This is a genomic window from Phreatobacter sp. (assembly GCF_052440005.1).
Lineage (GTDB): Bacteria > Pseudomonadota > Alphaproteobacteria > Rhizobiales > Phreatobacteraceae > Phreatobacter.
On sequence record NZ_JBQVQL010000055.1, the window covers coordinates 15,472 to 32,880 of the forward strand.

The 17,409-nt window shown below is 69.3% G+C and carries 19 protein-coding genes and 1 tRNA gene; 14 read left to right on the top strand and 6 right to left on the bottom strand.

What is annotated here, in order from left to right; all coding sequences use genetic code 11:
* Positions 1-32 precede the first annotated feature (32 nt).
* The 7 genes from ACT6XY_RS14220 (at position 33) to ACT6XY_RS14250 (ending at position 7,403) form a co-directional block, all read left to right on the top strand.
* Positions 33-1,583, top strand: coding sequence for an AMP-binding protein (locus ACT6XY_RS14220; RefSeq protein ID WP_444748979.1), 1,551 nt, complete (start codon positions 33-35; stop codon positions 1,581-1,583).
* A 99-nt stretch (positions 1,584-1,682) separates the two neighbouring features.
* The gene (locus ACT6XY_RS14225; RefSeq protein ID WP_444748980.1) at positions 1,683-2,078 is read left to right on the top strand and encodes a RidA family protein; all 396 of its coding nucleotides are present in this window, start codon (positions 1,683-1,685) and stop codon (positions 2,076-2,078) included.
* A 172-nt stretch (positions 2,079-2,250) separates the two neighbouring features.
* Positions 2,251-3,489: an amidohydrolase family protein gene (locus tag ACT6XY_RS14230; RefSeq protein ID WP_444748981.1), complete on the top strand. Its 1,239-nt coding sequence runs from the start codon at positions 2,251-2,253 to the stop codon at positions 3,487-3,489.
* 27 nt (positions 3,490-3,516) lie between these two features.
* Complete coding sequence (locus tag ACT6XY_RS14235) at positions 3,517-4,332, top strand: ABC transporter permease (protein ID WP_444748982.1); 816 nt, start codon at positions 3,517-3,519, stop codon at positions 4,330-4,332.
* 3 nt (positions 4,333-4,335) lie between these two features.
* On the top strand, positions 4,336-5,397 hold the full coding sequence (locus ACT6XY_RS14240; protein ID WP_444748983.1) for an ABC transporter ATP-binding protein: 1,062 nt from the start codon (positions 4,336-4,338) through the stop codon (positions 5,395-5,397).
* Positions 5,398-5,444: 47 nt separating this feature from the next.
* Entirely contained in the window at positions 5,445-6,509 is a 1,065-nt protein-coding gene (locus ACT6XY_RS14245) for an ABC transporter substrate-binding protein (protein ID WP_444748984.1), read from the top strand.
* 21 nt (positions 6,510-6,530) lie between these two features.
* On the top strand, positions 6,531-7,403 hold the full coding sequence (locus ACT6XY_RS14250) for an ABC transporter permease (protein ID WP_444748985.1): 873 nt from the start codon (positions 6,531-6,533) through the stop codon (positions 7,401-7,403).
* Here the strand turns inward: ACT6XY_RS14250 and ACT6XY_RS14255 are convergent.
* A complete protein-coding gene (locus tag ACT6XY_RS14255) occupies positions 7,394-8,890 on the bottom strand; it encodes a bifunctional aminoglycoside phosphotransferase/ATP-binding protein (protein ID WP_444748986.1) in 1,497 nt (498 codons plus the stop codon). The two genes, ACT6XY_RS14250 and ACT6XY_RS14255, sit on opposite strands and share 10 nt — an antisense overlap.
* Before the next feature lie 92 nt (positions 8,891-8,982).
* On the opposite strand from ACT6XY_RS14255, the gene ACT6XY_RS14260 reads away from it, so the two are divergent.
* Complete coding sequence (locus tag ACT6XY_RS14260; protein ID WP_444748987.1) at positions 8,983-10,548, top strand: GMC family oxidoreductase; 1,566 nt, start codon at positions 8,983-8,985, stop codon at positions 10,546-10,548.
* Positions 10,549-10,554: 6 nt separating this feature from the next.
* On the opposite strand, the gene ACT6XY_RS14265 is transcribed toward ACT6XY_RS14260, so the two are convergent.
* Positions 10,555-10,977 carry a hypothetical protein gene (locus ACT6XY_RS14265; RefSeq protein ID WP_444748988.1) on the bottom strand — a complete coding sequence of 141 codons (423 nt, stop codon included), beginning with the start codon at positions 10,975-10,977 and terminating at the stop codon, positions 10,555-10,557.
* 92 nt (positions 10,978-11,069) lie between these two features.
* Positions 11,070-11,145, bottom strand: a tRNA-Ile gene (locus tag ACT6XY_RS14270).
* A gap of 76 nt (positions 11,146-11,221) precedes the next feature.
* Between ACT6XY_RS14270 and ACT6XY_RS14275 the strand changes: the two genes are divergently transcribed.
* Positions 11,222-12,022 (top strand): SIMPL domain-containing protein, encoded by an 801-nt coding sequence (locus tag ACT6XY_RS14275; protein WP_444748989.1) that lies wholly within the window; start codon positions 11,222-11,224, stop codon positions 12,020-12,022.
* An 18-nt stretch (positions 12,023-12,040) separates the two neighbouring features.
* Here ACT6XY_RS14275 and ACT6XY_RS14280 read toward each other — a convergent pair whose 3' ends face one another.
* Positions 12,041-13,825 carry an ABC transporter ATP-binding protein gene (locus ACT6XY_RS14280; RefSeq protein ID WP_444748990.1) on the bottom strand — a complete coding sequence of 595 codons (1,785 nt, stop codon included), beginning with the start codon at positions 13,823-13,825 and terminating at the stop codon, positions 12,041-12,043.
* Positions 13,826-13,962: 137 nt separating this feature from the next.
* Between ACT6XY_RS14280 and ACT6XY_RS14285 the strand changes: the two genes are divergently transcribed.
* Entirely contained in the window at positions 13,963-14,577 is a 615-nt protein-coding gene (locus ACT6XY_RS14285) for a TIGR02466 family protein (protein ID WP_444748991.1), read from the top strand.
* A 7-nt stretch (positions 14,578-14,584) separates the two neighbouring features.
* On the opposite strand, the gene ACT6XY_RS14290 is transcribed toward ACT6XY_RS14285, so the two are convergent.
* Positions 14,585-14,986: an acyl-CoA thioesterase gene (locus tag ACT6XY_RS14290; protein ID WP_444748992.1), complete on the bottom strand. Its 402-nt coding sequence runs from the start codon at positions 14,984-14,986 to the stop codon at positions 14,585-14,587.
* A gap of 363 nt (positions 14,987-15,349) precedes the next feature.
* Here ACT6XY_RS14290 and ACT6XY_RS14295 point away from each other — a divergent pair, with 363 nt between their 5' ends.
* The 3 genes from ACT6XY_RS14295 (at position 15,350) to rpsU (ending at position 16,346) form a co-directional block, all read left to right on the top strand.
* Positions 15,350-15,562, top strand: a complete 213-nt coding sequence (locus ACT6XY_RS14295) for a cold-shock protein (RefSeq protein WP_106748984.1) — start codon at positions 15,350-15,352, stop codon at positions 15,560-15,562.
* Positions 15,563-15,760: 198 nt separating this feature from the next.
* Positions 15,761-16,006 carry a hypothetical protein gene (locus tag ACT6XY_RS14300; RefSeq protein WP_444748993.1) on the top strand — a complete coding sequence of 82 codons (246 nt, stop codon included), beginning with the start codon at positions 15,761-15,763 and terminating at the stop codon, positions 16,004-16,006.
* Between the two features lie 34 nt (positions 16,007-16,040).
* Entirely contained in the window at positions 16,041-16,346 is a 306-nt protein-coding gene (rpsU, locus tag ACT6XY_RS14305; RefSeq protein WP_444748994.1) for a 30S ribosomal protein S21, read from the top strand.
* Between the two features lie 77 nt (positions 16,347-16,423).
* Here the strand turns inward: rpsU and ACT6XY_RS14310 are convergent, their stop codons facing one another.
* Positions 16,424-16,711: an HlyU family transcriptional regulator gene (locus ACT6XY_RS14310; protein WP_444748995.1), complete on the bottom strand. Its 288-nt coding sequence runs from the start codon at positions 16,709-16,711 to the stop codon at positions 16,424-16,426.
* Between the two features lie 205 nt (positions 16,712-16,916).
* On the opposite strand from ACT6XY_RS14310, the gene ACT6XY_RS14315 reads away from it, so the two are divergent.
* Positions 16,917-17,409, top strand: a 493-nt coding sequence (locus ACT6XY_RS14315) for an SH3 domain-containing protein (RefSeq protein WP_444748996.1), incomplete at its 3' end; no start/stop codon positions are given.

Genomic DNA, 17,409 nt, shown 5'->3' on the forward strand with positions numbered 1-17,409 from the left:
CGACCCGCCCGTCAGCCCACGAGAGCCGATCCATGTATCCCGGGCACCATGCCGAGGCCCATCCGGGGCGCGCCGCCTTCATCATGACGGGATCCGGCGAGACCGTCACCTATCGCGACTTCGAGGCACGGGCGAACCGCCTCGCCCACCTGCTCCGCGCCCAGGGCCTGAAGCGCCTCGACCACTACGCCATCTTCATGGAGAACAACGCCCGCTATCTCGAGGCCTGCGGGGCCGGTGAGCGGGCCGGGCTCTACTACACCTGCGTGAACTCCTACCTGCTCGCGGACGAGCTCGCCTACATCCTCAACAACAGCGAATCCAAGCTGCTGATCACCTCGCGGTCGAAGAAGGACGTGGCGCTGCAGGCGCTGAAGCAGTGTCCGAACGTCGAGCTCTGCCTGGTGGTCGACGGCGACCCCGCCGACAGGGTCCATCCCGACTTCGCCACCGCGGTGGCGGCCTTCCCGCCGACCCCCATCCCCGACGAGGCGCTCGGCACGCCGATGCTCTATTCCTCCGGTACGACGGGCCGGCCGAAGGGCATCCTGCGGCCCCTGCCCGAGAACCCACCCTCCGAACCGTTGCCGCTCTACACCTTCCTCGACAAGCTCTGGCGCTATCGCGACGACATGGTCTACCTGTCGCCCGCCCCGCTCTATCACTCGGCGCCGCAGGCGGCCGTCGGCCTCGCCATCCGCCGCGGCGGCACGGTGATCGTCATGGAGCACTTCGACCCCGAGGCCTATCTGGCCCTGGTCGAGAAGTACCGCGTCACCCACAGCCAGCTCGTGCCGACCATGTTCTCGCGCATGCTGAAGCTGCCGATCGAGGTCCGCTCGCGCTACGACCTCTCCTCGCTCGAGATCGCCGTCCACGCCGCGGCCCCCTGCCCGCCGCAGGTGAAGGAGGACATGATCGCCTGGTGGGGGCCGATCATCCACGAATATTACGGGGCGACGGAAGCCATGGGCTTCACCGCCTGCGACAGTGAGCAGTGGCTCAGCCATCGCGGCACGGTGGGCAAGGTGCTGATGGGCGACCTGCACATCCTCGACGCCGACATGAACCCGGCGCCGAAGGGCGAGCCGGGCGAGATCTGGTTCAAGACCGCCAATCCCTTCGTCTATTTCAACGATCCCGAGCGCACTGCCGCCTCGCGCTCGGCCGACGGCACCATGTCGACCGTCGGCGACGTCGGCTATGTCGACGACGAGGGCTATCTCTACCTCACCGACCGCTCGACCTTCATGATCATCTCCGGCGGGGTGAATATCTATCCGCAGGAATGCGAAAACCTGCTCATCACCCACCCCAAGGTCGCCGACGCCGCCGTCTTCGGCGTGCCGAACGAGGACTTCGGCGAGGAGGTGAAGGCGGTGATCCAGCCGATGCCGGGCCACGAGCCGGGCGAGGCGCTCGCCGCCGAACTCATGGCCTTCTGCCGCGAGCACCTGTCGGTGCAGAAATGCCCGCGCTCCATCGACTTCATGGACGCCCTGCCGCGCCTGCCGACAGGCAAGCTCTACAAGAAGGCGCTGCGCGACCGCTACTGGGGCGACCGCAAGGTCCGCATCGTCTAAGGCGGTTGCCTGACACTTGCCATACAGGCGCGGGCGCGGTTGGCTGCGGTCGGTCTGTGAGTGCCAAGAGGCGGCAGGGGTCATGAAACGGCAAAGGTCATGAAGCGCCAGGTCATCGAGGTCCCCGTCATCTCCGAGGCGATCCGCCGCCTCGGCGCGCCGACCTCCGCCTTGGTGCGGGCCGGCGACCTCCTCTTCACCTGCGGCATGCCGCCGGTCGACATCCACACCGGCGACATCGTCCGCGGCGACATCGCGGTGCAGACGCGCGCCGCCCTGGACGCACTGGAGGTGACCCTCGCCTTCGCCGGCTCGTCCCTCGCCATGGCGGTGAAGACGACGGTCTTCATCACCGATCCGAAGCTGATGGGCACGGTCAACGCCCTCTACCGCGAGCGCTTTCCCGAGGGCTTTCCCGCCCGCACGAGCGCCGGCATCAACCCCTGGCCGGCGCCCTTCGACATCGAGATCGAGTGCATTGCGGCGATCCCGTGACGCGATCTTGCGCATGTGTATAAAATATGCACCGATGCGCGCCGACAGAACGCCGGTACTGCGAGACTGGCGAAAATGAGGATAAGCTGGTCGTTCCAGCCACTGCCGCGGGTCACTTCTCCCGGCGGCCGGGAACGACCGACGAACCGCCTGCCCGCCTGAGGACCCCACGATGAGCCTGACCCTGTTCCGCAACTTCCGCCTGCTGGATCCGGCCGTCGCCGACGAACTGGTCGAGGGCTACGAACTGCTGGTCGAGGGCGACAAGGTCAAGGAGCTCTCCGACAAGCCGATCAAGGCCTCGAAGGCGACGATCGTGAACTGCGGCAAGCGCACGCTCATGCCCGGCCTCATCGACTGCCATGTCCACGTCATCGCGACCATGGTCAATATCGGCCAGAACGCGCTCGTGCCCGACGCCCTCATCGCCTACCGCGCCGCCCGCATCATGAAGGGCATGCTCGACCGCGGCTTCACCACCGTGCGCGACCTCGGCGGCGCCACCTATCCGCTGGTCGAGGCCCAGGAGCAGGGCCTGATCGAGGCGCCCCGCCTCATCATTCCGGGCAAGGCGCTGTCGCAGACCGGCGGCCACGGCGACTCGCGCTCGCGCTACGACCGCCGCGACCCCGAGACCTGGACGCGCACCCTCGGCTCCCTCGGCCGCCTCGCCGACGGCGTCGACGCCGTGCGTCAGGCCTGCCGCGAGGAGATCAAGCAGGGCGCCCACTTCATCAAGATCATGGCGAACGGCGGCGTCGCCTCGCCGAACGATCCCATCCACTTCCTCGGCTATTCGCGCGACGAGATCATCGCCGCCGTCGAGGAGGCCACCAATGCCGGCACCTACGTCGCGGCCCACCTCTATACGGACGAGGCCATCCGCCGCGCCGTGGAGTGCGGCGTCCACAGCCTCGAGCATTGCAACCTCATCCAGTCCAAGACGGCGAAGTTTGCTGCTGAAAAGGGCGCCATCGCCTGCCCGACCCTCGTAACCTATGAATATCTCGGCGTCGAAGGCCCCGCCCTCGGCCTCGACCCGATCTCCGTCGGCAAGGTCGACACCGTGAAGGTCGCCGGCATGAAGTCGCTGGAAATCATGCACAAGGCCAAGCTGACGATGGCCTACGGCTCCGACCTCCTCGGCGAGATGCACCGCCACCAGTCGGAGGAATTCGTCATCCGCGGCCGCGTTCTCCCCGCCATCGAGGTGATCCGCTCGACCACGGTGCACGCAGCGAAGCTCTGCCGCCGCGAGGGGCAGATCGGCACGCTGAAGGCCGGCGCCTATGCCGATGCCGTGCTCGTCGACGGCAATCCGCTGAAGGACCTGTCGCTGCTGACGAAGCAGGGCGCGCATCTGGCCCTGATCATGCAGGGCGGGCGCATGCACAAGAACCAGCTCTCCTGATCGGACCACGATGACGGGATCGCCGGCATGACCTTGGACGGGCGCATATGGGGCCGGCTGGCGCTCTACGGCGTGGCCTGGGCGACGCTCGGCTTCATCCTCCTGCCGCTCATCTTCGTCACCTGGCTCGCCTTCTTCGCCCAGGAGATCCCGTCGTTCCCGCCGGAGGGCTATTCGCTGAAGTGGTTCGGCGCCATCGCCGCCAACCGCAACTTCGTCACCGGCTTTTCCACCAGCCTGCAGGTGGCGGTGGCGGCGACCGCCATCGGCCTTCTGATCGCCGTGCCCGCCAGCCTCATCCTCGCCCGCCGGCAGTTCACCGGCAGCGCCGCCGTGAACCAGTTCCTGCTGCTGCCGCTGGTGGTGCCGGGCGTCGTCATGGGCACCTCGATCTACGTCTTCCAGATCGAGACCGAGATCGCCACCGGCCTGCCGATCCTCGGCTCGCTCGGCGGCCTCGTCGCCGGCCACACCCTGCTCGTGATCCCCTGGACCGTGCGCCTCGTCACCGCAAGCCTCACCGGCCTCGACCGCGCCGCGGAGGAGGCCGCCCAGAGTCTCGGCGCCAACCAGTGGACCACCTTCTTCCGCGTCACCCTGCCGGCCATCCGGCCCGGCGTCGTCGCGGGCGCCCTGTTCGGCTTCGTCACCTCCTTCGGCAATCTGGAGATGAGCCTCTTCCTGGTCGGGCCGGGGCGCATCACCCTGCCGATCGCCATTCTGCAGTACCTCGAATGGAAGATCGACCCCACGGTCGCCGCCGTCTCCGTCCTGCAGATCCTCGTCATCGCGGTCGCCATGGTGATCACCGACCGCTACGTGAAACTTGCCCGAGTCGTCTGATCCATGGCCTCCCTCTCTCTCGACGGTCTGACCAAGCGCTACGGCGACCACCCGGTGGTCCGCTCGGTGACGCTCGACGTCCAGGACGGCGAGTTCCTCGTGCTGCTGGGCCCCTCCGGCTGCGGCAAGACCACCACTCTGCGCATGATCGCCGGCTTCGTGCCGCCGAGCGGCGGCTCGATCCGCATCGGCACGGCCGACGTCACCAGCCTGCCGCCGTGGAAGCGCAATGCCGGCCTCGTCTTCCAGAGCTACGCGCTGTTTCCGCACATGACGGTGGCCGAGAACGTCGCCTTCGGCCTGGAGATGCGCAGGGTGCCGAAGGCCGAGATCGGCCCGCGCGTGACGGAGGCCCTGCGCCTCGTGCGCCTCGACGGTTTCGGCGAGCGCTATCCCCGCCAGCTCTCCGGCGGCCAGCAGCAGCGCGTGGCGCTCGCCCGCGCCCTCGTCATCCGCCCCGACGTCCTCCTGCTCGACGAACCGCTCTCCAATCTCGACGCCAAGCTGCGCCTCGAGGTGCGCCTCGAGATCCGCGCGCTCCAGCAGCAGCTCGGCCTCACCACGGTCATGGTCACCCACGACCAGGAGGAGGCCCTCACCATGGCCGACCGGCTGGTGGTGATGTCGGACGGCGCGGTGCGCCAGGTCGGCACCCAGTCCGACCTCTACGAGCGGCCCGCAGACCTCTTCGTCGCCGATTTCGTCGGCCGCTCGACCATGATCTCCGGCGCCGTGACCGGGCCCGGCGCCTTCCGCTCCGACGGCGGCCTCAGCCTTTCCTGCCCCGCCACCTCCACCGCGGGCCCTGTCACCGTCGCCCTGCGCCCGGAGCGCCTGACGCTCGGCCCCGCCGCCCAGGGCCTCGACAACCACGCCGCCGGCACCGTCACCTTCGTCTCCTACCTCGGTGCACTGCTCGACGTGCACGTGCGCCTCAACGCCGCCGACCATGTGGTGGTGCAGATCCCCAACCGCTCCGACGGGCACGTGCCCGCGGTCGGCGACACGATCGAGGTCGGCTGGCCGGCCTCGGCCTGCCTCGTCTTTCCACGCGAGGCTGCATGAACCCGCGGCACCGCCGCCAACTGGGAATCCAGAAGGGAGACATCGACATGACGAAGTTCACCAAGGGAATCGACCGGCGCACCACGCTGAAGGGCATGGGCCTCGCGGCTGCAGGCGCCCTCTTGCCTGCCGGCGTCACCTCGCCGGCCTCCACCCAGGCCGCCGGCCGGGTGGTCGTCGGCACCTGGGGCGGCGACTATGCCCGCCTTCTCGCCAAGAACGTCGAGGAGCCGTTCCTGAAGTCCAAGGGCTTCGAGGTCGTCCAGGACCAGGCCTCCGACGCCCCGCGCCGCGCCAAGATGGTGGCCGAGCGCCGCCTGCCGCGCGGCACGACCGACATCCAGGGCCTCTCGGCCGCCCAGATGTTCGAGATGAATGCCGCCGGCGTCGCCGAGCCGATCGATTACTCCAAGCTCAAGAACGCCGCCAACCTCATCCCGATCGCCAAGTATCCCTACGGCGTCGGCCACATCATCTCGGGCAAGGTCGTGGTCTACAACCCGAAGCTCGTGACCCCCGCGCCGACCTCCTACAAGGACTGCTTCGACCCGAAATACGGCAACAAGCTCGGCTTCATCGACATCCAGTACCAGTTCGTCATGCTCGCCGCCGGCCTCGCCGCCGCCGGTGACATGACCGCGCTGGAAAAGGGCAAGGAACTTCTCCTCGCCGCCAAGCGGGGCGGCGCCCGCATCTACCCGACCAACGAGGCCTTCGCCCAGGCGATGAAGACCGAGGAAATCTCGATCGGCATGATGTGGAAGGCGCGCGCGGTGCAGTGGCAGAACGCCGGCATCACCGTCGAGGCCGCAGCGCCGAGCGAAGGCACCATGGCCTATGTCTCCGGCTTCATGATCCCGAAGAACGCCCCCAACAAGGCCGGCGCCTATGCCTACATGGACGCCATGCTGGAAAAGGGCGCGCAGGAGAACTTCGCCATCGACATGGGTTTCGGCCCGACCGTGACGAATGCCGTCGTCGCCCCGGACCTGCAGAAGCGAATCGGCTTCACCGAGGACGAGAGCAAGAAGATGAAGGACCTCGATTACGACTTCCTCGCCAAGAACGACGCGGCAATGAAGGAGTGGTGGGACAAGGTCTTCAAGGCCTGATCGGAGGCCAGGGGGCTCGCCATGGCGGCAGTTTCAACGCGTCCGGTCGGCGAGCCCGGCAATCTCACGGCGGCGGGCCTTCTCGTGCCCGCCACCCTCTTCGTCGCGGTCGGCCTCATGGTGCCGATCGCGATCCTCTTCCGCTACAGCCTGAACGCCTTCGTGCCCGGCCAGCTGATGGTCGACGCGCTCACCATCGACAACTACGTCAAGTTCTTCACCGACCCCTTCTACCTGCAGGTGCTGTGGCGAACCGTCCGCGTCGCGGTGGCCTGCACGATCTTTTGCCTCCTGTTCGGCTTTCCCCTCGCCTATGTGCTGGCGCGCACCCAGTCGCGCTTCAAGAACCTGCTGGTGATGGCGATCGTACTGCCGCTCTTCGTCGGCAACGCGGTGCGCGCCGCCGGCTGGATGGTCGCCTTCGGCTCCAAGGGCTTCGTCAACGCCACGCTGATGGGGATGGGCGTCATCTCCCAGCCCATCGAGATCATGTACACCGAGCTCGCCGTGGTCATCGGCATCATCGCGGTGAACCTGCCCTTCATGGTGCTGACCCTGCAGAGCGTCATCGAGGGCATTGACCGCAACGTGGAAGAGGCCGCCTTCTCGCTCGGCGCCCCGCCCATGACCATGGCGACGCGCGTGCTCTTCCCCCTCGCCCTTCCCGGCATCCTCGCCGGCGTCATCCTCACCTTCATCCTGGCCATGAACGCCTATGCGACGCCGGTGCTGCTCGGTGGGCCGAAGTTCCAGACCATGGGCCCGCTGGTGTTCTCCACCTTCGCCCAGCAGAACAACTGGCCCTTCGGCGGCGCCGTCTCCTTCATCCTGATGACGGCGACGCTGATTCTGACCGTCGCATCGAGCCTCCTGATCCGCCGCCGCTACGCCTGAGCCAGCGCCACGATCTCCGGCGCGAGATCGTCCTGCGGGCGGCCGGCGTCCAGCCGCCGCCAGCCGATGGCGCCGAGGTCGTAGCTGAGCTGGGTCTCCACCGTTCCGACGGTGGCGTCGGACGGGTCGCCCTGCCGCGCCGCCACCCGCGCCTTCAGCCGCTCCGGCGGCACATCGAGCCAGATGCCGGTGAAGCGGCAGCCGGCGGAGCGCGCCACGGCCTCCACCGCCTCGCGCTCGCCGGGACGGGCATGGACCGCGTCGGCGATGACGGCATGACCGGCGGAGAGCACCGCCGCCGCGCCCTCGCGCATCGCGCCATAGACGGCGGTGGAGACCTCGGGGCGGTAAGCCTCGGGTCCCAGGCGCTCCGTCGCCCCCATGCCGAACCGCGCCTTGCGCAGCCGGTCGCTCGACAGGATCCGCGCGCCCGGCAGGGGCCCGAGGGACGGCGCGACGAGGGTCGCGAGCGTCGACTTGCCCGACCCGCTGAGGCCACCGACGGCGAGGAGCACGGGCGCCTCGGGCGCCAGCGCCTCGCCGGCGAGGTCGAGATAGGTCCGCGCCGCGCCGACGTCGCCGGACGCCGCCGTCACATGGGCCCGCACCGCCGCCCTGACAGCCACGAGGAAGGGGAGAAGCGCCAGTCCCGCCGCTTCCCCGGTGGCGTCGCAATAGCGGTTCATCACCCGGTTCGCCGCCGCCCGCTGCCCACGGTGCCAGAGATCCATGACGAGGAACGCGAGGTCATAGAGCACGTCGGTGGTGGCGAGGTCCTCGTCGAATTCCAGGCAGTCGAAGATCACCGGCCGGCCACGAAGAGTGCAGATGTTGCGCAGGTGCAGATCGCCGTGACAGCGCCGCACGAAGCCCGCCGCGGCGCGCCCGTCGAGGAGGGCCGCATGCCTTGCGAGCCCGTCGCGGAACAGCCTGTCGAGCGCTTGGGCCTCGTCCTCGCCCACGAGGCCGCTTGCGGTGAAGGCGGCGGCGTTGACGTCCAGCACCCGCGCCATGCGCGCCGCCCCGGCGCGGTCGGCGGAGACGTCCGCGGCCACATGCAGCGCGGCGATGTCGGCGGCGAGCGCGTCGACGAGGTTCCCCGGCAGCGGCCCCTGCCCCGCCAGACGGTCGAGAAGGCCCGCCTGGTCGAAGGGGCGCATGCGCACCACCGCATCGACCAGCGCCCCCTCGCCGTCGAGGGCGAGGCCGCCGTCGCCCGCGCGCGTGATGCGGCTCGCGCCGCGATAGATGAGCCCTTCCGGATCGGTGCGCCGGTTGAGGCGATATTCCCGTTCGCAGAAGGCGAGCCTCAGCTCCGGGGAGGAGAAATCCAGGTAGGGCAGCGTCACCGGCTTCTTCAGCTTGAACACGACGTCGCGGCCGATCACCACCTGCGAAATATGCGTGGTGACGACCTCGGCACCATCGCCCGCGAGCCGCTCGAGGAAGGCGAGAACCTCCGTGCCGCCGGCCTCCCCGTCACCCATGTCCCGCGCCTCCCAAAACCCCGTCCCGCGCCTGCCTGCATAGCCGGGATCATGGCGAGGCTCTATGACGAGGATCAGGCGGAGGGAACGGCATGATCGACGTCATCGTGGTGGGCGCGGGCTCGGCGGGCGCGGCCCTCGCCGCGCGGCTCTCGGAAGATCCGGGGCGGCGCGTGCTTCTGCTGGAGGCCGGCCGCGACTGGCGTTCGCACGAGGCGCCGCACGCCCTGCGCAGCGCCAACATCATCCCCTTCATGCACGACCCGCGGCATCAGGCGAAATGGCAGTGGCCGGGCCTCATGACCCGCCGCACGCGCGCGCAGGAGCCGAAATTCTACTGGCGCGGCCGGACCATGGGCGGCAGCTCCACGGTCAATGCGCAGATCGCTATCCGCGGCGTGCCCGAGGCCTTCGACAGATGGGCAGCGCTCGGCTGCACCGGCTGGGCGGCGGCGGACGTCCTGCCCCTCTTCGACGCCATCGAGGACGATCCCGTCACCGGCACGGACCCCGGCGCCCGCCGCGGCGGGCCGCTCCCCGTCCACCGCACGCCCTTCGACGAGTGGGGCAGCGTCGACCGGGCGCTGCGCGCCGCAGCGCTCGCGGCCGGCTACCCCTGGAAGGAGGACCTCAACGCCCCCGCGGGCGAAGGCGTCTCCTGCTACCCCATCAACAGCCGCGACGGCCTGCGCGTCACCACCAATGACGGCTACCTCGAACCCGCCCGCAGCCGTCAGAACCTGACGATCCGCGGCGATGCGCTGGTCGACTGCATCCTCTTCGACGGCCGCCGCGCCACCGGCGTGCGCCTCCGCTCGGGCGACGGCAGCGTCGAGGACATCGCCGCGCGCGAGGTGGTGCTCTCGGCCGGCGCCATCCACAGCCCCGCCATCCTGATGCGCTCGGGCATCGGGCCGGCGGCGGACCTCGCCGCCCTCGGCATTCCCGTCCTCACCGATCTCCCGGTGGGCCGGAGCTTCATGGACCACCCGATCCTTCGCGCCAGTCTCGCCCTCACGCCCGAGGCCGCGGCGCAGCACCCGGACGCGCGCCACACGAATTGCTGCGTCACCTATTCCTCCGGTCTCGCCGGCGGCGGCGAGCGCGACATGATCATGATCGGCTTCAACCATCGCGGCCTCGGCGACGGCCGCCCCGCGCCCCAGGGCGCCATCGGCATCGCCCTCTACGACGCCTTTTCCCGCGGCGAGGTGCGCCTCTCATCCGCCGACCCGCAAGCCAACCCGGTGGTCGAGGAGAACATGCTGGACGACGAGCGTGACCTCATGCGCATGCGCGACGGCATCCGCCGCCTCGCCAGCCTCACCGCCCAGCCGGCCGTCGCCGGCATCGCCACCGCCATCACCTTCGGCGAAAGTGGCATCGCCTTCGCCGCGGCCGCCGCCCTCCCCGATGCCGAGCTCGACGCGCTGATGCTGCAGGAGGCCTCCGACATCCAGCACGCCGCCGGCACCTGCCGCATGGGCCCCGCGGGAGACCCCGCCGCCGTGGTGGACCCGGACCTCAGGGTCCACGGCCTCGAAGCCTTGCGCGTCGCCGATGCCGCCATCATGCCCACCGACTGCCGCGCCAACCTGCACTTCACCTGCGTGATGATCGGCGAGATGGCGGCCAAGAGGATGAGGGCGGGACGGTAGTCGCGTCTAGGGGACGGGAACGACGCGGGTCAGGATGACCAGCATCGCCATCAGGAGCACGAGATTGAAGCCCATGCCGGCCCAGTGAAGCTGGCGCAGCCGCACCACGCCCGCGGTGTCGCCGGTATCGCGGATGGCCGCGGCAGCATCGAACGCGTTCAGGAAGCGCCCCTTCGCGGCCGCCCCGAGGACGCCGACGGAGGCGGGCACGAGGGCGACGGCAAAGCGTCCCGTGACCGCGAAGGCCAGCGCGGAGGCCGCCCCCGAGAGCTGCAGCAGTTTGAAATGGGCACTGAACAGCACGCGCAGCAGCGTGGTGACGCTCGGGATCGCCAGAGACACCATCAGGAAGCTGGGCGATGCCAGCAGGAAATAGGCCTGCGGCAGCAGCAGGACCACGATGGCGATGATGGCGATGGGATCCGGCATGCAGCAGCGCCCGAACGAGGGTCCAGGCCGCATGGTGCCACTGTCGCTTCCGTCGAGGAAGGGTCAGGTGTGCGGGCGGATGCGATGGAAAATGGTGGGCCCGGAGGGACTCGAACCCCCAACCAAGCGGTTATGAGCCGCCGGCTCTAACCATTGAGCTACAGGCCCACCTGCCGGGCGCTTCTGGCGCGCGGCGTGCCGCGAAAAGGCTGCAAAGAAACCCTCGGGGCGGCACGAAACGGTGATGGCATCCTCGTCCCGCGGCGTCAATCATCGCCCGCGTGCAACCATCGGGATCATCATGGCCTCGTCTTCGCTCCGCCCGCGCCCCTCGCGCCGCCTCCCCCTGGCCGGCCTCGCCTTCGCCGCACTCGCGGCCACGCTCGCCCCCGCCGCTGCCCAATCCACCACCTCGCCGCGCCAGATCTCCATCCAGGGCGAAGGCCAGGCCTCCGCCGCGCCCGACGAGGCGGTGATCGGCGGCGGCACGCAGGTTCAGGCCCGCACCGCCAAGGAGGCGATGGACGGCAATTCCGCCGCCATGCGCCAGGTGCAGGAGGCCTTGAGGCAGGCCGGCATCGCCGAGCGGGACGTTTCAACCTCCGCTCTGACCCTGCGCCCCCTCATCGAGCAGGGCTCGGGCAACGGCCGCCCGCGCGTCACCGGCTATGCCGCCGGCCACCGCGTCACGGTGCGCGTGCGCGATCTCGCGCGGCTCGGCGACGTGCTGGACCGCATGGTGGCTGCTGGCGCCAACCAGATCGACGGGCTCGACCTCACCGTGTCCGACTGGTCCGCCAAGGTCGACGAGGCGCGAATCGCGGCGGTGACCGACGCCCGCCGCAAGGCCGAGGCCCTGGCGCGGGCCGCCGGTGCAAGGCTCGGCAAGGTCGTCACGATCACCGAGCACGGCGGCGCCATGCCCCCGCCCATGGTGCGCAGCGCGGCGTCGCGTTCGCTCTCCGCCTCCGGCCCGACGCCGGTGGCGACCGGTGACCAGACCTTCCGCCTCTCCGTCTCGGTGGTGTGGGAACTGGTGGACTGAGCGGCCGGGCGGCGTGGCCTACTCGGCTGCGTCGTCGCGCTCGCCGAACTGGATTGCCACGTAGTGGGCGTAGAGCCCGTTGCGCGCGATGAGTTCGGCATGGGTGCCGGTCTCGGCCACCCGGCCGGCCTCGATGACGAGGATCTTGTCGGCGCGCATGATGGTCGAGAGCCGGTGCGCAATGACGATGGAGGTGCGGCCGCTCAGAAGCTGGTCGAGCGCCCGCTGCACCTCGAACTCACTCTCCGAGTCGAGGGCGGAGGTCGCCTCGTCCAGCAGCATGATCGGCGCATCCTTGAGGATGGCGCGGGCGATGGCGACGCGCTGGCGCTGTCCGCCCGACAGGCCCTGCCCGTGCTCGCCGATGAGCGTCTGGTAGCCTTCCGGCAGGCCGAGGATGAAGTCGTGGGCATGGGCCGCCCGCGCCGCCGCCTCGATCTCGGCATCGCTCGCATCGGGGCGCCCGACGGCGATGTTCTCGCGCACCGTGCCCTGGAACAGGAAGACGTCCTGGCTGACGAAGGCCATGGCGCCACGCAGCGAGGCAAAGGTCACGTCGCGCACGTTCTGCCCGTCGACGGTGATGGCGCCGCTGCGCACGTCGAAGAAGCGCTGCACCAGCGAGATGATGGTGGACTTGCCGCCGCCCGACGGGCCGACCAGGGCCGTGGTCTTGCCGCCGGCGGCGACGAAGGACAGCTCCCGCAGGACCGGGTCCTCGTTGTGATAGCCGAAGCTCACGCGGTCGAAGACCACCGTCCCGTCGGCAATCGCCAGCGCCGGCGCGTCGGGCTTTTCCTTGAGCGTCGGCTCGGTGTCGAGCAATTCGTACATGAGGCGCACGCCGACGAGACCCTTCTCCACCTCGACGCCGAGCCGGGCGAGGCGCTTGGCCGGGTCGTAGGCGAGCAGCAGCGCCGTCACGAAGGCGAAGAAGGCGCCGGCGTCGACGCCCTGGTGGATGACCCTCCAGGCGCCGTAGACGATGGCGGCGGAAATCGCGAGCCCGCCGAGCGTCTCCATCAGCGGGCCGGTGCGCGCGCCGAGCGTGGCGATCTTGTCGGCGCGGTGGCGGACGGACGCAATGGTCTCGTCCATGCGCGCCTGCATGCGGTCCTCCATGCCGAAGGACTTGACGATGCGCACGCCCTGCACCGTCTCCTGCACCACGCCCACCATGGACGAGAGCGAGGTGAATTCGCTCTGCGCCAGGCGCCGCACCCGCCGCCTCAGGCGGTTCACGCCATAGACGGCCACCGGCATGACGGCGCCGGAGACGATGAACATCAGCGGGTCGGTGACGATCATCACGATGAGCAGGCCGGCGACCGTCAGAAGGTCGCGTCCCACCGTCGTGACGATGTTCTGCAGGACGTCGCGGGCCGCCTGGGCATTGTGCGTCACCCGCGTCACGAGGTCGGCGGAGGCATGCTGCTGATAGAAGTCGACGCCCTGCGACAGCAGGTGGTTGAAGATGCGCGTCTGCTGCGCCGCGACGATGGCGTTGCCGATCCGCGAGAGGATGACGTTGGAGGCGTAGGAGGCGACGCCCTTGACGAGGAAGATCGAGAAGACGGTGACGCCGAACCACACCGCGAGCGTGAAGTCCCGGTTCTGGAAAACGCCGTTGATCAGGTCGCGCATGATCCAGGCGCTGAGCGCCGTGCAGGCGGCGACGATGGCCATGAAGACGAAGGCCAGCGCATAGCGCGGCGCATAGGCGCGCAGGCTCTCTCCCACCAGGCGCTTGAGCGTCTGGCCCCTTTGGGCGTCGATGCGGGGGAACAGGCGGAGAAGCCTCATGGGGCCGGGACTCGCTGCGGAACAACGCGCCGAATAACAGGTTTCGCGCACGAGACCAAGGAGAGCGCCCTCTTGGCGCCCGGGCAGGCGGGGGCCCGTCTTGCGGCGACCCGGCTTCGGTGCCAAGAGACGGCGCCATGGCGACCATCGAAAACCTCTTCGTCACACGGCTCTACCGCGGCGAGATCGGCCACGATGACGGGCTCCTCCCCGAGATCGATCAGGCCTGCCGCTCTCTGGCGGTGGACGATACGGCCGGCATCCGCTGGTGCCGCAAGAACGGCTATCCCGGCTATACGAGTTACGCCTCGCTCGACGACCTGCCCTGGCGCTTCCCCGTCTTCAAGGCGCTCGCCCGCCAGCTCGACCGGCATGTCGCCGCCTTCGCCAGGGACCTGGCGCTCGACCTCGGCGGCCGCAAGCTCGTGCTCGATTCGCTCTGGGTGAACGTCCTGCCGGAGGGCGGCGCCCACGCCTCCCACATCCATCCGCACAGCGTCATCTCGGGCACGCTCTACGTCGCCATGCCGAAGGGTGCAGCGGCGCTGAAGCTCGAGGATCCCCGCAGCGGCCGGATGATGGCCCATCCGCCGCGCAAGAGCGCCGCCGCGCGCGAGTTGCAGACCTTCGTCTCGGTGGCGACGTCGCGCGGCGACGTGCTGCTCTGGGAGAGCTTCGTGCGCCACGAGGTGCCTATGAACCGCAGCGCCGAGGAGCGCATCTCCGTCAGCTTCAACTACCGCTGGGGCTAGGATCGCCTCACGCCGCCGGCACCGGTCGGGGGCGCCCCTCCTCGTCGATGGCGACGAAGGCGAAGGTCGCTTCCGTCACCTTCTCGCGCTCCGTGCTGCGGAAGCGCTGGGCCCAGGCCTCCACATGGATCTTCATCGAGGTCCGGCCGATGTGGAAGACCTCCGTGTAGACCTCCAGCACGTCGCCGACGCGCACCGGGCGGATGAAGGTCATCGCCTCCACCGCGATGGTGACGACGCGCCCCTTCGCCCGCTCGACGCCGGCGATGCCGCCCGCCTGGTCCATGCGCGCCATCACCCAGCCGCCGAAGATATCGCCGTTGGCGTTGGTATCGGCCGGCATGGCGCTGATGCGCACCGTCAGCTGGCCGCGGGGCGCTGCGTCGATCTGGCGGATGGGGCGGGGCATGGGTGATTCCGTCTGGGGACTGCGTTACCGATTGAGCCAGCCTTCTCCGGCGGGCACAACTCGCCTCGAGGCGTCGCCACCGGGCTCAGGGCCCCCGGATGTCAGCGCGCCGACCCCAGAAGAAACCGCGATGAATCCGCCGTTCCGCGGCGTCATCGCGGCGGCTCCGGGCATCTCCCAAAAGTTCGTCCTTGCAATTGCCGGCCGAAGGGCGTATCTCATGTCGACGTTTCGGCCGTTCTTTTTTGGCCCCGCGCCGCCAATTCGGCGCACCGCTGATCAAAAATCTTCGAAAACGTGACCCGAACTGCTCGTGCGTGACGCGAGTCGTCGTTCTCTGCTCGCTTCGCGAAAGGATACCCCATGCAGACCGGAACCGTGAAATGGTTCAACTCCCAGAAGGGCTTCGGCTTCATTCAGCCGGACGGTGGCGGCACTGACGTGTTCGTCCACATCAGCGCCGTCGAGCGCGCTGGCCTCTACGGCCTCAACGAAGGCCAGAAGATCTCCTTCGAAGTCGTCGCCGACCGCCGCTCGGGCAAGTCGTCGGCCGACAACCTGAAGGCTGTCGACTGATTTCAACGCACCGGACCTGTCGCCGCCGTGGATGTATCGGCGGCGGAGGGGACCGGGATGAGCCCCGCGCCGCGGCGCAGGGCCTCTATCCTTTGAGTGCTTGAACACCCGGAGCCGCTCCGTCCCCCGGATCGCGCGGCTCCGAACCCGTTTCATGGCCGGCCTTGGGGCCGGCGCCGCGGCGATCGAGGACATGTCATGAATTCCGAACGCCCGAGGCTCTTCATGTTCAGGTCGGGGAGCAACGAGAAGCTTTACGGCTTCGCCTCCGACCATACGGGCGGGAAGCTGCCCGAGAAATTTGCTCCGTGGACCAGCATCGGCGTGATCCGCGGCGACCAGAAACCACCCCACGGCCTGAAGCGCGAAGCCATCGAGAACGGCATTGCCGAATTCGGTTTCCAGCTCTGGCGCAAGAAGGATGCTCCGGCCAAGACGGCCTGAGCCCTCACCCCACACGATCCGACCGGGAGAAGACATGCAGGTTCTCGTCCGCGACAACAACGTCGATCAGGCTTTGCGCGTTCTGAAGAAGAAGATGCAGCGCGAGGGCATCTTCCGCGAGATGAAGCAGCGCAAGTCCTTCGAGAAGCCGTCGGAGCGGAAGAATCGCGAGAAGGCCGAGGCCATTCGCCGCGCCCGCAAGGCCGCCCGCAAGCAGGCCCAGCGCGACGGCCTCATCGCCGCCCCGAAGCCGAAGCCGCGCCCGGACCGCAAGCCGAAGTTCGGCGCCTCCTCCGGCCCGCTGGCCGCCCCGCCGCCGGCCGAGCCCGGCAGCCGCTGAGGCAAGCTCTCTCCGCTTCGACGACGACAAAGGGCCCCGAGGGGCCCTTTTTCATGCCCTGAACCATGTTCGGGCGCTTAGCGGAACAGCCGTTCGCCCTGCTCGTCGACGATCTGCCGGCCCTTGGCGAGGGAGAAGGTCGCCGCGTCCTCCATGGAGGCGTGCCGGTCGGCGCGGATGAACTTGTGCTCCTTCGGCACGCCGTCGACGGTCTTGGTGATGGTCCCCGCCGTCTGGAACTGCCCCTCGTTCCGGAAGGGGGCGGCGGTGATGGTGAAGCCCTTGTGGTCGATGGAAGCCGCCGGCGCGTCGTCCTGCGGCGCGGCGGACGAGCCCCAGCCGAACAGCGATTTGAGAAAGGACATGGTGCGCCTCGCCTCCCGCAGGCCCCGTGCCTGCCGTCCCCTTGATATCCGCTCCGCCGGCCGGGGGGAACGGCCCCGCGCAGCGCAGAGGCGGAACATCGCAGGCAGCGGGCAGTTCATACCGGGTTCACCATTCCGCCGTCAGTGTCCGGCGCGTCGGCGGCCGCCTCCAGGGCGGAGCGCCGGCATGAGAAAGGATCACCCCATGGCCATCGGTCTGAGACGGCTGCTTCCCCTTGCCGGGGCCCTCGTCGTTGGGCTCGGCGTCACGGCGGCGAGCGCCCAGGACGCGGTCACCACCGGCGCCGTCAACATGCGCGCGGGGCCCGGCACGCAGTATGAGCGGATCACCACCCTGCCCGCCGGTGCCCCGGTCGACATCGCCGACTGCACCGGCTCCTGGTGCCGCGTGGTCTATCGCGGCGTGACAGGCTATGTCGCCCGCAGCCTCCTCGACGAGGACGGCGGCGTGGTCGAGGCGCCGCCGCGCGTCTATGTCGAGCCGCCGCCGGTCTATGTCGAACCGCCCTATTTCTATGGGTCGCCGGGCTACTACGCCCCCTACCGGCCCGGCTTTCGCCCTCCCTATCGCCCCGGTCGCCCCGACTGGCGTCCCCCGACGCGGCCCGGCAGGCCCGACTTCGGCCAGCCCGGCAGGCCCGGTCCCGGACCGGGCTGGGGCGGCGGCGGCGGGCGGG